At 46.8% G+C, this 14,833-nt stretch carries 16 protein-coding genes; 9 read left to right on the forward strand and 7 right to left on the reverse strand.

Features of this window, described 5'->3' with window-relative positions; translation table 11 throughout:
- Nucleotides 1-297: 297 nt before the first annotated feature.
- The gene (locus KNQ13_RS14340; RefSeq protein WP_026831327.1) at nucleotides 298-1,713 is read right to left on the reverse strand and encodes an NAD-dependent succinate-semialdehyde dehydrogenase; all 1,416 of its coding nucleotides are present in this window, start codon (nucleotides 1,711-1,713) and stop codon (nucleotides 298-300) included.
- Between the two features lie 194 nt (nucleotides 1,714-1,907).
- On the opposite strand from KNQ13_RS14340, the gene KNQ13_RS14345 reads away from it, so the two are divergent.
- Nucleotides 1,908-3,152, forward strand: coding sequence for a polysaccharide deacetylase family protein (locus KNQ13_RS14345; RefSeq protein WP_026831328.1), 1,245 nt, complete (start codon nucleotides 1,908-1,910; stop codon nucleotides 3,150-3,152).
- A 126-nt stretch (nucleotides 3,153-3,278) separates the two neighbouring features.
- Nucleotides 3,279-4,307, forward strand: coding sequence for a hypothetical protein (locus KNQ13_RS14350; protein WP_209548487.1), 1,029 nt, complete (start codon nucleotides 3,279-3,281; stop codon nucleotides 4,305-4,307).
- Here the strand turns inward: KNQ13_RS14350 and KNQ13_RS14355 are convergent.
- On the reverse strand, nucleotides 4,294-5,061 hold the full coding sequence (locus KNQ13_RS14355) for an SDR family NAD(P)-dependent oxidoreductase (protein WP_026831329.1): 768 nt from the start codon (nucleotides 5,059-5,061) through the stop codon (nucleotides 4,294-4,296). The genes KNQ13_RS14350 and KNQ13_RS14355 overlap by 14 nt on opposite strands.
- 120 nt (nucleotides 5,062-5,181) lie before the next feature.
- On the opposite strand from KNQ13_RS14355, the gene KNQ13_RS14360 reads away from it, so the two are divergent.
- The gene (locus KNQ13_RS14360; protein WP_026831330.1) at nucleotides 5,182-5,814 is read left to right on the forward strand and encodes a hypothetical protein; all 633 of its coding nucleotides are present in this window, start codon (nucleotides 5,182-5,184) and stop codon (nucleotides 5,812-5,814) included.
- Here KNQ13_RS14360 and KNQ13_RS14365 read toward each other — a convergent pair.
- Complete coding sequence (locus KNQ13_RS14365) at nucleotides 5,796-6,662, reverse strand: LysR family transcriptional regulator (protein WP_026831331.1); 867 nt, start codon at nucleotides 6,660-6,662, stop codon at nucleotides 5,796-5,798. The genes KNQ13_RS14360 and KNQ13_RS14365 overlap by 19 nt on opposite strands.
- Before the next feature lie 143 nt (nucleotides 6,663-6,805).
- On the opposite strand from KNQ13_RS14365, the gene KNQ13_RS14370 reads away from it, so the two are divergent.
- The 4 genes from KNQ13_RS14370 to KNQ13_RS14385 all read left to right on the forward strand — a co-directional run bounded on the left by KNQ13_RS14370 (nucleotide 6,806) and on the right by KNQ13_RS14385 (nucleotide 9,582).
- Nucleotides 6,806-7,144 carry an ArsR/SmtB family transcription factor gene (locus KNQ13_RS14370; protein WP_209548488.1) on the forward strand — a complete coding sequence of 113 codons (339 nt, stop codon included), beginning with the start codon at nucleotides 6,806-6,808 and terminating at the stop codon, nucleotides 7,142-7,144.
- A gap of 6 nt (nucleotides 7,145-7,150) precedes the next feature.
- Nucleotides 7,151-7,666 (forward strand): SRPBCC family protein, encoded by a 516-nt coding sequence (locus KNQ13_RS14375; protein WP_251027482.1) that lies wholly within the window; start codon nucleotides 7,151-7,153, stop codon nucleotides 7,664-7,666.
- A 172-nt stretch (nucleotides 7,667-7,838) separates the two neighbouring features.
- The gene (locus KNQ13_RS14380; protein ID WP_014970359.1) at nucleotides 7,839-9,131 is read left to right on the forward strand and encodes a globin-coupled sensor protein; all 1,293 of its coding nucleotides are present in this window, start codon (nucleotides 7,839-7,841) and stop codon (nucleotides 9,129-9,131) included.
- 13 nt (nucleotides 9,132-9,144) lie between these two features.
- Nucleotides 9,145-9,582, forward strand: a complete 438-nt coding sequence (locus KNQ13_RS14385) for a DUF4362 domain-containing protein (protein WP_209548490.1) — start codon at nucleotides 9,145-9,147, stop codon at nucleotides 9,580-9,582.
- A gap of 43 nt (nucleotides 9,583-9,625) precedes the next feature.
- On the opposite strand, the gene KNQ13_RS14390 is transcribed toward KNQ13_RS14385, so the two are convergent.
- The gene (locus KNQ13_RS14390) at nucleotides 9,626-10,273 is read right to left on the reverse strand and encodes a homing endonuclease associated repeat-containing protein (RefSeq protein ID WP_209548491.1); all 648 of its coding nucleotides are present in this window, start codon (nucleotides 10,271-10,273) and stop codon (nucleotides 9,626-9,628) included.
- A gap of 129 nt (nucleotides 10,274-10,402) precedes the next feature.
- On the reverse strand, nucleotides 10,403-10,771 hold the full coding sequence (locus KNQ13_RS14395) for a hypothetical protein (protein ID WP_209548492.1): 369 nt from the start codon (nucleotides 10,769-10,771) through the stop codon (nucleotides 10,403-10,405).
- 85 nt (nucleotides 10,772-10,856) lie between these two features.
- Between KNQ13_RS14395 and KNQ13_RS14400 the strand changes: the two genes are divergently transcribed.
- Together KNQ13_RS14400 and KNQ13_RS14405 are read left to right on the forward strand one after the other, a co-directional pair.
- Nucleotides 10,857-11,267, forward strand: a complete 411-nt coding sequence (locus tag KNQ13_RS14400) for a MarR family winged helix-turn-helix transcriptional regulator (protein WP_209548493.1) — start codon at nucleotides 10,857-10,859, stop codon at nucleotides 11,265-11,267.
- Nucleotides 11,248-11,934, forward strand: coding sequence for a hypothetical protein (locus KNQ13_RS14405; protein WP_209548494.1), 687 nt, complete (start codon nucleotides 11,248-11,250; stop codon nucleotides 11,932-11,934). The genes KNQ13_RS14400 and KNQ13_RS14405 overlap by 20 nt, the downstream gene beginning before the upstream one ends.
- Nucleotides 11,935-11,977: 43 nt before the next feature.
- Here the strand turns inward: KNQ13_RS14405 and KNQ13_RS14410 are convergent, their stop codons facing one another.
- Both KNQ13_RS14410 and KNQ13_RS14415 read right to left on the reverse strand, forming a co-directional pair.
- A complete protein-coding gene (locus KNQ13_RS14410; RefSeq protein WP_026831339.1) occupies nucleotides 11,978-13,870 on the reverse strand; it encodes a DUF4084 domain-containing protein in 1,893 nt (630 codons plus the stop codon).
- A 375-nt stretch (nucleotides 13,871-14,245) separates the two neighbouring features.
- Nucleotides 14,246-14,833 (reverse strand): transposase (locus KNQ13_RS14415; protein ID WP_214773244.1); only part of this gene is annotated, 588 nt, incomplete at its 5' end.

Consider the following 14,833-nt stretch of genomic DNA (forward strand, 5'->3'; position numbering starts at 1 on the left):
TTGTAAGAAAACGATTGTGTTTAATCGGGAGTATACGTGTCAACGTTCACTAACATTGCGTAAGAACCACTCCTATTTTGCATTACACAAGATAGGACTTGGATTACCTTAAATGAATGCATCTTGTTACAAGCGGATTTCCTCATTCTCATAATAAATATAGAGGGTTTAAATGCGGATAATTTTGTGTGTTATTCATTAATTTGAATAGAAATGGCCGATGATTCCGTGGAAAGAAGGAATCATCGGCCATTTTAGTAGTTTTGAAGCGACTTATGAGTCGGCCCGATTTTACGATTAAGCGAGTGACAGGTATTTGACTTCGAGGTAATCCTCGATGCCGTAGACGCCGCCTTCACGACCAAGTCCACTTTCTTTATAACCGCCGAATGGTGCTTGGGCAGCGGATGGTGCACCGTCGTTCAGACCGACGATGCCGTACTCGAGTTTTTTACCGAGTTGAAGCGCTTCGTCGATTTTTTCCGAGAACGCATATGCCGCAAGACCGTACGGTGTGTTGTTCGCCCGCTTGATGACTTCGTCGAGTGTTTCGAAGACGGAGATCGGAGCGAGTGGACCAAACGTTTCTTCCTGCATGCAGATCATGTCTTCCGTGACATTACCGAGGACAGTTGGTTCGACGAAGTAACCGACTGAATCATCAATCGTACCGCCTGTTAAAATCGTTGCGCCTTTAGCGACGGCGTCGTCAATATGTGCTTTGACTTTGGCGACAGCCTTCGCATTGATCAACGGTCCGATCGTCGAATCCGCATCGAGCCCGTTACCGACTTTCAACCGCTTGACTTCGGCGACGAATTTTTCAGTGAAGGCGTCGAGAACCGATGCCTGGACATAAAAGCGGTTCGTTGCGACACAAGCTTGACCGCCGTTGCGGAATTTCGAGCGGATGGCACCTTGAACGGCTTTGTCGAGATCCGCATTTTCCGTGACGATGAACGGAGCGTGACCACCGAGTTCAAGTGATAATTTTTTCATTGTATCAGCCGCTTGACGCATGATTAATTTACCAACAGCTGTCGAGCCCGTGAACGTGATTTTCCGAACGCGGGAATCGGCTTGCCAGACACCACTGATTGTTGCTGCGTCCCCCGTCAAGACGTTGATCGCACCAGCCGGAATACCGGCTTCAATCGCCAGTTCAACAAGACGAAGTGCTGTATACGGTGTTTCTTCCGATGGTTTGAGGACGACCGTACAGCCGGCAGCAAGCGCCGGAGCAAGTTTCCGTGTGATCATCGCCGCGGGGAAGTTCCATGGTGTGATCGCCGCAACGACACCAACCGGTTCTTTTTCGACGAATAGCCGTTTTCCGGGAACGGATGCCGGAATTGTTTCCCCATAAATCCGGCGTGCTTCTTCTGCGTACCAACGGACGTATTGATTCCCGTAATCGATTTCCCCGCGTGCTTCGATGAACGGTTTTCCTTGTTCACGTGTCATGATGTCTGCCAGTTCATCACGGTGTTGTTGAATCAGACGGTACCAGGCATCGATTTTATCAGCGCGGTCGTCTGCTGTCCGCTGTGACCAGTCGACGAAAGCTGTACTTGCCGCATCGACGGCACGCGCTGCATCGTCTGCTGTGCTGCTTGGGACGTGTCCGAGTAATTCTTTTATTGCCGGGTTGAAGACCGGAATCGTTTCCTCTGTGTCATACCATACTCCATTGATTACATTTTGTTCTATCATGTGTTGCACCTCCGTGTGTTTTCATTACGTCCCTTATTAAACACCCATCCGACCGGTTTGTGTACTTCCGCTTTGGATGGGGGGCATAACGAACTGGAATGACCCGATAAAAACCGTTAATCGACTGAATAATCGGGAATATGAATAGTATGCAGAGTGGAGCGTCGTTCGTCGGAGAAAGGGTGAGGTTTCATATGAATAGGAAATGGATCGGAGCAAGTCTTGCCGGGATTGTGTTCGTCAGCGGATGTGGACAACCGTCAATCGAATCGGCAACGAAACCGAAGCAGGTGCAGCGTCAAGCGACAGACGCGAGCTACATAAGACAGGAGTTAAAACGCGCCGAGTTCATTGCAGCACAATATGATTACGGGCGGGCCATCCGGATTGTCGACCGGTTGAAGACGACGGAAGCAAAACAAAAGCGGAAGGAATATGCGGCGAAGCAGGCGAATCTCGGCACGGTTAAAGCCGGTACGTCCGTCCCGCACCTGTTTTTCCACTCTTTGATCGCGGAACCGAAACGCGCCTTTGACGGGGACCGGAAACAGCAGGGTTACGATGATTATATGGTGACGCAAGGTGAGTTCGAACGGATTTTGACCGCCTTGTATCAGCGTAACTATGTCCTCGTCCGACCGACGGATCTTGCGACGTGGCAAGACGGACGAATGACGGAAAAGGGACTTCCTTTTCCAAAAGGCAAAAAGCCGCTTGTCCTGTCGCAGGATGACGTTAATTACTATGAATACATGATCGGCGACGGTTTTGCGACGACGTTAAAAGTCAAAGACGGACGGATCACGAATTCGATGACCGGAAAACCGGACGGCGCGTACGATCTCGTGCCAATCGTGGACGCGTTCGTTAACCGTCATCCGGATTTTTCTTACCACGGCGCAAAAGGATTACTCGGTATTACGGGCTATAACGGCGTTCTCGGTTACCGGTCGTCGTATGCCCAGTATGGCAACTCTGCTAAAGTCGAACAGGCGCGTCAACAGGCGAAAGCGACGGCGACCGCTCTGAAGAAAGACGGGTGGCAGTTTGCCAGCCATACGTATGGTCACATCGCGATCGGGAAAGTCAGTCTGGCGACGATTCAGGCGGATACGGCGCGCTACAAACGTGATGTCGCTCCATTGATTGGAACGACACGGCAGTTGATCTATCCATTCGGCAGTGATATTCAGAATTGGCATGGTTACACGGGGGATAAATACCGCTATTTGACGCAACAGGGTTTTCATTATTTTTATAACGTCGATGCGTCGCAACATGCTTGGAAACAGTTGGGCAAAGACTATTACCGCCAGGCGCGGATTAATGTCGACGGGATCCGGCTCCGCCAGGCCTTGGCGAAAAAAACAAAGGTCTTGGATCCGTTCTTCGATACAAAAACCGTTTTTGATACGATGCGTCCGGTCGTTAAAAAATAATTCGAAGTTTTAAAAACAGATTGACCCATTTAATGATTCACACCAGTCCGTGTGACATTAAATGGGTATTATTTGTATAGAAGAGTTTTTTTCTCAATACTGCTTTGATAAAAAGGGGTTCAGGATATGCAGACAGGTTATAAGGTGTTCCTGGCAGCTACTGTTATCAGTAGCCCAATTGGATTGAATCATCAGGTCTCTGCCCAAACCGATACATTTCAAGTCGTATCGACAAGTTATACAAAGCCGTTAACAACGTTCGAGACATATGTCGGAAATAAAAAGATTGAAACGGTATACTTTACACTCGGGGGCACCGATCGTCTGCATGACGGATTGTTATACAGTTCTTACGGTGACCGTGTCATCGATCTGAAGAACAGCAAGAAAGTAATCAAGCAGGTCGAACCGGGACCAGTCCGGATTAAGAAATACAAAAATGCTTACTACGCAATGAGTTTATCGGCGATTAATCAATTTTCACTCTCGAAATATACATTGGATTTCAAGAAAATCGGTGCAACGAAACGCTATACCGGATTCGGTAGAGACCTGATTGTGACTGGTGACAAATTATATGTCCTGGCAGATCATATGAAAGGAATCGATTACTCCATTAAACTACATACCTTTGATACAAAATCATTCAAGTCTCTCCACCAGGAGACCTTCAAACAGTTAATTCATGCTGATCATATACGTCAGAACGGCTCACAGCTGAAGATTTATGGTACCTCTCTGGAAAATGATAATAAATTGACTATCTTGTCTTATGACACGAAGAAACAGCGCAACACGAAAATGATGACGACGAACCAACATGTAAAAGGCGGGGTGGAGAAAACACAGATGCTCTCACGGGAAACCGAACTGATTTTCAATATGGACTGTCTGTTTGAAATCAACCATTGGACGAAACAAGCCCGTCTCCTATATGACAATGATCATGATTTGATTGACTACGCGTATGACGCCAAGACGAAAACATATCATGTCCTTGAACTAACAACGAAAACAGATGACTACCGGGTTATGACGTTGAACAGTAAGTTTATCATTTTGATGAAAAAGACAGTTGTTCTACTCAAGGACAAACAGGGACTCTCGATAAAAATCGGAAGTCCCTGTTGCTTTGTTCTAATTAAAATCCTTTAATCGTCATCCCACCGTCAACAAACAGCGTTTGTCCGGTAACGTATGTTCCGGCGTCTGATGCCAGAAAGACAGCCGGTCCGACGAGTTCTGTCAGTTCACCGACCCGGCCGAGCGGTGTCACGTCGACGATGTCCTGTAAATAAGACGGATTGGCGAGCAACGGTTCCGTCAGCGGTGTCTTGAAATACCACGGTCCGATCGCATTGACGCGGATATTTTTCGGACCCCATTCAAGCGCCAATACTTTTGTCATCTGAATCAAAGCTGCTTTCGTCGTCGCATAGACGACACCGGTCCGCAAGGCAACGTGCCCCGCGACCGAAGCAATGTTCAGGATACTGCCGCCCGTGTCCTGCATCCGGCGCCCGATTTCCTGTGAGAACAGGAAGGCAGACTTTAAGTTCGTCTGCTGGATTGTTTCCCACTCGTCCTCGGTGACATCCAGTGCTTTCGAGCGGATGTTCATTCCGGCATTGTTGACAAGGACATCAATCCGGTCGACATATGTATAGGCACGGTCGACTGTCGCCTGGACTTGTGTCCGGTCCGTCACGTCGCATGTTAAGACAAAGGCGCGCCGTCCAAGCTGTTCGATTTGTTTTGCCGTTTCCTGTAAGTCGGACTCGGTCCGGGCGACAAGTAGTAGATCGGCACCGGCTTCCGCCATCCCGATGGCGAGAGCACGTCCAATCCCGCGTCCGGCACCCGTCACGAGAACGGTTTTTTGATCCAATCGAAACGAAGGTAAGTACATACGATCACATCCTATCTGACAATATAATTTCACTGTACGCTGAAATTGACTGAAAAGAAAGAAAAATGATGATGGATTGATGACGATATGCTATTATTTGGTAAAAAAAGGAGGGGCGACATGGAACGGAAGCTCGGACTGATGATTCTCTCCGTTTTAGTACTGGCTGCATCGCTCGTCGCGTTTGAACGGTATGTCTACACGACTTACATTTACAAACCGGCGGACTACACATTCCATTACAAAATCAAACCGCGGAAAGGGCTGAAGGCCGCGACGATAAAAATCAAATATTTTCCGAGTGGTCCGATGATCAAAGGAGCATCCTTATTCTTGCCCGATATTCTGTTGCCGATTGGAGCACTGGTCACAGCCTTCTTATCTGTTTTTGTGTTCCGCCGGTTACTCGGATACCGCCGGCGTAAACAGTTGCTTGAGCCGACGGAAGAGGGGGATCCGCAAATCTTACGTCCGAAGATAGCACCGCTTGACGGGCATCCGGAGCGACAACGACAACAAACGGACTCCGTTTCCGAAGTCCGTCAATTGATTGCTTCTTTTGACCGGCAGCTACCGGACGGATCAAAACGCCGGCCGGAAGAAACGGTCAAGGACTGGCTCGACCGGATAAAGTTGACGATTGATCCGATGCTCAATCACTTGGTTCGTTACGGGGAAGTCGACGATCGGACGCTTGACCGTTCCGAGATTGACGCTCTGCGGAGCCGGCTGGATCAACGGTTGCGCGGATGACCGATCAGTCGGAGTAACGTCTGATGATGTTCCGTATCCCGTGTTACAAGCGACAGTTCGCGTGTCACGTCAAAACCGGTAATTGGTAACGTCCGGATTTCCGCTGGCAGACCATCCTGGAAAATCGCCGGTAAAATCGCAATCCCGAGTTTTGCCCGGATGAAACCGAGGACACTTGAACCGAACTCCATTTCCGAAGCGACGGTATAGGTCGCGCCGCGCTCGGTGAAAGCTGCCTTTAAGATGTTCGTCGAGTCACAGTCGATCGGCAACGACAGAAACGATGAAGCTTCAATCTGATCAAAACGGACATCGACACAACCTTCAAACCGTTCGTCAGCTTCATGGAAGTACAGTAAAAACGGTTCCGTATAGAGGTGCGTCGACGGATACGGATGCTCGATCTGCCGGTCGTCGAGCAACACGGCATCGTACTGGTGCTGCTCAAGACCGGTCATCAATTCGATATACGTGTGGGCCGTCTTGATCTTCAGTTCCGGTCCATCCACTGTTGGATGGTTGGCGAAGTGTTGCGGCAAATAAGACATGGCGACACTCGGCCATGAACCGAGTGTGAACGACGTCTGTCCCTGCAACTGATCAATTTTTCGTTGCATGTCATCGAGCTGTTCGAGAATTTTTTGTCCGTCTTTGAAGACGATTTCTCCTGCCGGCGTCAACGAGACGCCGCTCGTCGTCCGTGTGAACAGGGGAGCGCCGACCGCCTGTTCGAGATTTTTGATTTGTTTGCTGAGCGCCGGTTGCGTCATATGCAAAAGTTCACTCGCTTTCGTCAGGCTGGATGTTTCCGCCGTGACGTGAAAGGCTTCGAGCCATTCGGTTTTCATCAGACTTCACACTCGCTCTCGCTTCTTGTGCTTTGACGATACTGTACGTTTGTTTCGTCTGACAACTATTTCGCTCAATTTAATATATTCTTTGTTTGGAATATTCCTTTTAGGGTATATATAAACAAGAAGAGGTGGAAATCATGTCAGAGGGGCTTGAACGAACATTATTTGCTTTATCCGATACCAATCGATTGAAAATCGTCGAACTGTTGAAGACATGTCCGTTACCGGTCGGTGAAATTGCCGCGCAGTTAGGTCTCAACCAACCGCAGACCTCAAAACACCTAAAGGTTTTGCTCGAAGCGAATCTCGTCCGCATCGAACCGGCCGCCAATCGCCGGATCTATCATTTGCGGACGGAGCCGTTTCAAGGTCTCACTGCATGGAGCCAATCGTTTGAACAGCAGATGGTCAGCCGGATGACACGACTTGAAGGGTATTTGGAACAGATGCAGGACACAGTCAACCCAAAGGAGTGAACGATGATGCAAGAAAAACTAAAAACGAAAGTCGAAGGTTCCATTTTACAAATGGAATGGACGTTTGATGCCCCGCGCGAAATGGTATTTGCCGCATTCACGGAAAAAGAGCATCTCGAAGCCTGGTGGGGACCGGAAGGCTGGCAAACGGAAATCACGACCTTTGATTTCGTCGAAGGCGGTATCTGGCATTACTGTATGCGCTGTGAGGATCCAAATCAGGGCGAGTTTTTCGGGATGGAATCCTGGGGAAAAGCTATCTTCCGACAGATCGACGCCCCACAAAGTTACGCCCACGCCGACTATTTTTCGGATGCGTCAGGAACGATCTCGGACGAATTACCGGGCAGTGAAAACGTGACGACGTTCGAAACCGTCGGCGATCGGACCCGGGTCCTGTTCCGGTCGGACTTTAAGACCGAGGAAGCCGTAAAACAGGTTCTTGAGATGGGCATGAAAGAAGGCTTTACGTCACAATTGCACCGTCTCGATCAATGGCTTCTTCAACGAACTGTATCCTAAAAGCACCGGGCAATCCGTCACTGGCGGGTTGTTTTTTTCGAACAGTCATGCAAAGCTGTCACTCTTTTGGGAAAAAGACCTTTCATTTTGGGAATTCAAAGGAAAACGCTTCATCTTTAGTGGCATGAAGCCGTTATACAAGATGAGATGATTGAAAAAGGGGATCGATAGTGTGAAATGGTGGACGAAACAACAAGAGATGACGTTTTCAGAACGGATGCAACAAGAACGCGAACATGTTCGCCTGGAAGCGGGGGCAGCATTTGCGCAACAACTCCAGTTGATTGATTTGACGGTCGAGGATTTACAAATCGTTCGTTTGATCCGTCACGATGTAGCGGAGTGGATGCCGCAGATGGTCGATGCGTTTTATGCGGAATTGGTCCGGGTGCCGGAGCTGAAACAACTGATTGAACGGCATTCGACACTCGAACGGTTAAAAGGAACGCTTGCCAAGCATATCCTCCAGATGTTTGACGGACAGGTCACACTGGACTACATCGACGTCCGAAAACGGATTGCCGACCGGCATGTCCGGATCGGCCTGCAAAATAAGTGGTACATCGCCGCTTTCCAAAAAGTATTAAACGTCTTGAGCCGAAAAATCGAGGACAGTACATTACCCGAGTCGGAGCAGGTCCGGATTGTCCGTTCTGCCGGAAAACTGTTTAATCTCGAACAACAGATCGTCCTGACGATGTATGAGGAGATGGTCGAAGCCGAGCGGCAGACAGTCACGGATGCGAAACAGCGTGTCGGACAGACCGTTCAAAAGTCGACAGAGGAATTGGCCGCGATGAGTCAACAATCGTCCGCCAGTTTTCAGGAAATGGAGCGACATGCCCAGCAGGTGTCCGTGACGACCGGGGCGATTGCGACACAATTGACCCAGGCCGCGAAAGAAGCGGCAGACGGTGTCGAATTGGTCGAGGCGGAAACGAAACGGTTTGAGCAAGTTGTCGAAGAGATGACGCTGACGACGGAACAGATGACGCAACTCGCCTTTTTGTCACGCGAAATCGAACGAATCGCCGGGATGGTGACGGCGATTTCCGATCAGACGAATCTGCTGAGTCTCAATGCTTCGATCGAGGCCGCACGGGCCGGGGAGATGGGACGGGGCTTTACCGTCGTCGCCCAGGAAATCCGGAAACTGGCGGAAGAAAGTAAACGGTCCGCGTCAGAAGCATCAAGCATCGCTCAGGAAATCACCTCGAAAATGGGCCAAGTCTCGGAGCGGATGAACGGGACCGAACAGTCGGTCGTGCAAACGACGGAAGAACTGACCCGTGTCGTTACCGCTTTTACGACGATTTCCCGCCAAACGGTCGATGTCTCAAAACAAATCATTACACTGTCGCAGGATACGGAACAGGTCGCCGGAACGATTGAAGGGATGCGCCATATCGCGGAATCGATTGCCGAGACGGCAGACGATTTACAAACCGTTGCGACGACACTCTGAAGGGGGAATAGGGATGAGAAAACGAACCCATCTGTTGTTTGGAGTTGGTATCCTGATACTTGCCGGTTGTGCAAGTAACGATTACCCGTCAGAGGAAGCCGTTAAAAACGGGGATATCGTCACGACGCCGGAACGGCATAATCTCGACCGGTTCGAGACGTTTTTAACGCGAGTCGGGCAACAGAAACAGGATACAATCCGGATTACGGGGTATACGACGGAAGGCGATGCAATCCTTGAAGACATCACCTATGACGGGAAACGGTTTATCTATTCCCTCGATTCGTCGCGTGATGAACATGGTTCCCAGACAGACGACCGGAACAAGGAAATCTGTCAAAACCTTGAGCAACAAACAACTGATGGAGGGAATAGCTTCACCCTGACCGATTGCAAAGAAGGACAGAATCATGAGATTTTCAAATCAAATCCTGATGAACTTAAAAAATGAAAAAACAGTTGATCCTCGCGTGAATCGGAGGATCAACTGTTTTTTAGTCGAGTGTCTCTTCGAGAATCCGTAAGGCTTCCCGCCAACTCGCGAACCGTTCGATCAACAGGGTCAAGGAAGGGGATTGGTGCTTACGGGCAAACCGGACATACTCTTGGCTCGTTAAGTCAGGACCGAGTTCTTTGTATGCCTGGCGCAATGCGTTCAGGCAATCTGCGTCGGAATAAAAACCGTTTGATGACAACTGGAAATGTGCCAGTGCCTGTTTCCATGTCCCGTAATGGCGGATGATTGTGTTCGCGCTCACCATCTGCGGGTGTTTTTCCCGTAACCCCGAGTAGGAACGGATGGTCACGCGCGAGCCACGCGTCTTGATATAAAAAGCGATACTTTCGTCCACACTCCAGCGTTTTTGGCTGGATGTATCGGGTTTTGCACGGTTCAGCATCAAATGGTCCTCGATTGACAATTCGAACGGTTTGACGATGCCCGCTTGTTCCAATAGTTTGGTCCAAGAGCCAAACCGTTGTTCAATTTCCTGTAAAGAGGGATAGGGCAGGTGCATGGCTAGTTTTTGATAATGTGCTGCTTTCATCGGTGTTGTATGTAACTGGTGAAGACCTTGAATCAAGCGGATGATTTTTTCATCCGTCGTCAAGGTGGAAGTGGGTGTGTGCGTGGTCTCTTTCATAGGAAGTCTCCCTTAGTGAATCGTTGGAACGTAATGAAATTAGTGTATCATCAACCTCCAAGAGATTTAACTAACAAAATCGTAAGGTTCGAAGGGACAGTCGACTCGAACAGAAGGGCCACACATCCATCAGCCTTCCGGAATAGCCGTATACCGGTAAGCGGTCGTTCCTTTGAAAACATACAGCACACCGGTCGCGTCTTCATTCCGGTATAATTTCGTTCCGGATTGCCAGTGTGTCGCCGTCCGGTCCGCCAAAGGTTGTTTGGCGGTAACTTGTTTCGTGACGGTCGAAAAGGAAGTCACGTCCGCTTTTTTGATCGTCGAGTCTTTTCCATCGAGCCGATACACCCGGTCGTCTGCTCGAATCAAGTCAGCCGACGTATCTTGACGGGCTTCCGTCGCAATCGAATCCGTCGTCGAAGTCGTTGTTTCAGTGGTACATCCTGCCGTAAAGAATATACTGCTCATGACGATCAGGGTGATTCGTTTATTCATGGTCTGTCCTCGCTTTCCTGAGTGTTTATTTATGTCGTAATTTACGATATAATCGGATGTATCGATATAAAAGGGAGTGAACGAGATGTCAGCGATTCATGAAGACTTTGCCCGGTTGTACTATCATCTGCACCCGAAATGGACGGAAAATCTGTCGCATCAAAGTGTCCGGATTTTGCAAACGATCCAAATGACAGGCGACATGACGGTGAAAGAGATTGCGAACCGATATGTCTTGTCACCGAATACCGCGTCTGAACATGTGAAGAAACTAGAAGGGCTTGGGTATGTCGTTAAACAACGGTCATCTGTCGACCAGCGTGTCGTTCAAGTCAGTTTGACACGTGAAGGACGGACAGCCGTCAAAACGCATACCGAACTCGATGCAAAACGTGTCGAGCATGTTTTAAAATACTTATCTCCGGCAGAACAACAAATGATTGAGGCGGCATTTCAGTTGTTTCGAAAGGCGACCGATGACTGCTTTCCTGATTAAAATCCTGACCAGTGCCGTCATCATCGGTTTTGTCACGGAAATTGCCCGACGGTCACCGACATATGGTGGGGCGGATCACTGTTGTTCAGCGTATGCTGTGCCGGAGCATGCTGGTGGATTGTTTGGATGCTCCAGCAGCAACTTACGTTGTTATCGAGTCGTCTATAAAAGACAACAGGAGACAGAGTCACGCATGCGAATCTATACACAATCAGACATCGATACCTTCGAAGACCGATACGAATATGAACTTTCATTAAATCTACATACAATCGAACAACCGTACCAAATCATTGAAGACTTGAATATCGTGTCTTTTGACAGATCCACCATCATTCCAGAAAAGCTAGCCGAACAGTATACACTTGTGTTGTTGGTTCCGGTGTTTCCACGTTTCCACGTGTTACGTCCCTTGAAACGCTTAGGCAGCAACACGACGTTTGAATTGCTCGAAGTCACACAAGATTCGCTTAATCAACAAATAATCGATTTTTTGGTTGAAAACGAACTCAGTTTTCCTTTTTTCTTAATCAAGCATGTCGAACGGATTTCGTTCGCTTTACCACATATGAGTAACGAATACCTTGTTCTAACAAATGGAGGAGAAAATGAACTCATCGAACTGCGATTGGAATTTGGCGGAATCGTTCATCTGTTTTTTAAATAAGCTTGCTTGTGTACATGCATGAAAGATGTTTTTAGGAGATCACTTACTTCTCTAATTCCTGGAGAGAGGTATATAGACTATAAGCTCCTTTGGGACATTTTTTCTTAGCAGCATACATCGCAATGTCTGCATGCTTCATCAATTCTCGAAATGAATTCGCATCCATCGGAAAAGATGACACACCAAGGCTTGGAGTACAATGGAGGACTTGTCCGCAAATGGTATAAGGCTCTCTAAGGCGAATCACCAACATGTTCGCTAACTCATGTAATTTTGATTCAGATTCAATGTTTTCCACAATCAATGTAAATTCATCTCCACCTTGTCTCGCAATCATCGTAAAAGATTCTGACAAGCTATGCAGACGCCTAGCGACAGCTATGAGAAGTTGATCCCCTACATCATGCCCTAAAGAATCGTTCACATGTTTAAATTGATTTAAATCCATGAAAAATAGCGAGATATTTTGACTCGAACTGATATTGATTTGATTATTGATAAGATCATGTATTTTTTCCTCGAAAGCAATCCGGTTGTAAAGTCCCGTTAAAGCATCATGATAGGCCAAGTAACTAACTTTTTGTTCATTTTCTTTGTTTAGCGTAATGTCTTTACCGATTCCGAATATACCTACTAGCTTGTCCCGAACGATAATAGGAATATTTGTAATGTACATATATGATTTTTTTCCATGGTGACCGTGTACTACTGTTTCGTAACTCCGAGGATGACCAACAAACACGTGTTGGAGTTCAGAAGTGACGCGTGCCCGATCAAGTGGATCGACATACGTCAAACTGTTTTTTCCAATCAATTTTGCATTCGTTACACCGAGCAAGGTGCTACAGGATTTATTAGCACTATCAAACCGTCCGGTGAGATCAGTTGAGTAGACTGGATCTGGGTGATATTCAAATAACGATTTATACCGTTCTTCACTAATTTCTAGTTCTTGGGTTTTACGATGATATTGTTTGATCAAGCGTTGATTTTCCAAAATCATAAGTATTTGACGAATGATCACCAACATAATCGATAGTCCTGAACCGATGGTAACGGAATCTGTTTCATTTGAATGCAAGCCCATGAAGAAAAATAAAATCAGTACACCTCCATAAGGTGTCACCAATTGAAGAATATTCATACGAGCGACAATGGTTTCAGACTCTCGTGATGGCTCGGAAGATGTATGAAGAAATCCAGACAAACCAAGTAGCATCATGACAACAATAAACAACGGATCAATCAAACTACCTGAAAAATAAGCGCTGATGGACAGTAAATAAAGGTAGAGTGAATCAGCTGCAGCTTGCGTGAGAAATGCTACAAATACAAGCAGCATAGAAATATTTTGATTCTGTTTTGTTGCACTGAAAAAAAGAAAGGCTGTCGCTAAAAGCATACCTAAATCGCCGATCGGGTATGCTAGAGAAACTATTAGCTCAATCATACTAATAGTATTTGATGAAAGAATTGGTGCGAGTAGAAAATGCCAAGAAAATGTAGTTGCGACCACTATGGTGATTAAAATATCAAAAAGAAAGGGAACACGTTCTTGTTTCTTTGTTTGGTGAATGATTTTATAAATAAGTGCGCTTAAAATACAAATAACTTGCAAGAGATAGAAAATATCTGTCCATCCGGGATAAGGTACTTCTTTTATAAAAATACTTTCCGTAACGAACCAAATGATTTCTGCGATTAAATAAAAAAATGTGGCACAACATAAAATCAGCCAGAATATTTTATCTGTTCCATTAGATTTTTGGACAGTCGAAGATAACCATGCCAAGGAAATGATGATTCCGAGCATTGAAAAAATATTCCCTCCAAGAGCTTGAAGAAATGGGATATCTTTAAATACTAAAATCCAAAGATAATAGGATATAAGATAAAAAAATAAAATGAAAATGGGAAATCGGATTTGTTTAATCATGCATCTTCTAAACTCCTTTTTTATGATTCATCTATTATATACGGCTTGAGGGGAAATTCTGATTAAGATTTTATTGTTAGGTAAATGGATAGGCAAAACATGCCGAGAATCAAAAACATAATATATATATTGGACTTTATAAAACGGACGAGACCATTTCGCTCGTCCGTTTTCAGAATAAGATAATTAATAACGACCTAAGATACTGGAACTATTTTAGGTTCTGGAAGAAGATCCATAAAGAAAAAAATACCTAAATCAGCGAACTGAAATAAGAGTGTAACTGTATTCATCCAAAAAGACTCTTTTTGCAGATGATAAAGGGGATGAAGTAGATAATAATAAGGCTCATCACCATAACACATGGTTGCTATTTTAACGACCAAGCTCAAGGCGCAATCTCAAAAAGAATCGCTCGAGGTTTCGATAGCCATAACCACGACGTTTAATGAGCTTAATCTTATTGTTCGTCCCTTCCATTTTCCCATTCGATAGTGTCGATACAATGGTGTGACGCATCGTTTCTTCACGGCCACGAATCGCTTTCGCGATTTTCGCAAGAGGTCCGCACGGATGGAACTGATAACGTTCCAGCCAGTCTTTCAGTCTTCGGCATGCCTGCCCGTCGCACGTTGCTTTCAACACATATCGGATATGTTGGAGTCCTTGATAAAGATCCCGGGTAAACGAGTCTTCTAGAATACAAGAATGGGCGGCCTCTCGGTCTTCAAGAGCCAATGCTTCCGTTCGACAAGCGAGAGCACGATCGATCACACGAACATGATGATGGCGTCTTGCCTCGTTCAAAAAACGACGCCGGCGGCGAAGAGCATCGGTAAAGAACTGGATGAGATGAAAACGGTCCAGTACATGTGCTGCATTCGGGAAGACACGAGTAGTTGCCTTCGCCATCGCAGGTGCAAAATCACTGACGACAGAACGAACATCTCCCAGTACACCTTG

The organism is Exiguobacterium sp. s128 (assembly GCF_018618815.1).
In the GTDB taxonomy this organism is placed as follows: Bacteria; Bacillota; Bacilli; order Exiguobacteriales; family Exiguobacteriaceae; genus Exiguobacterium_A; species Exiguobacterium_A antarcticum.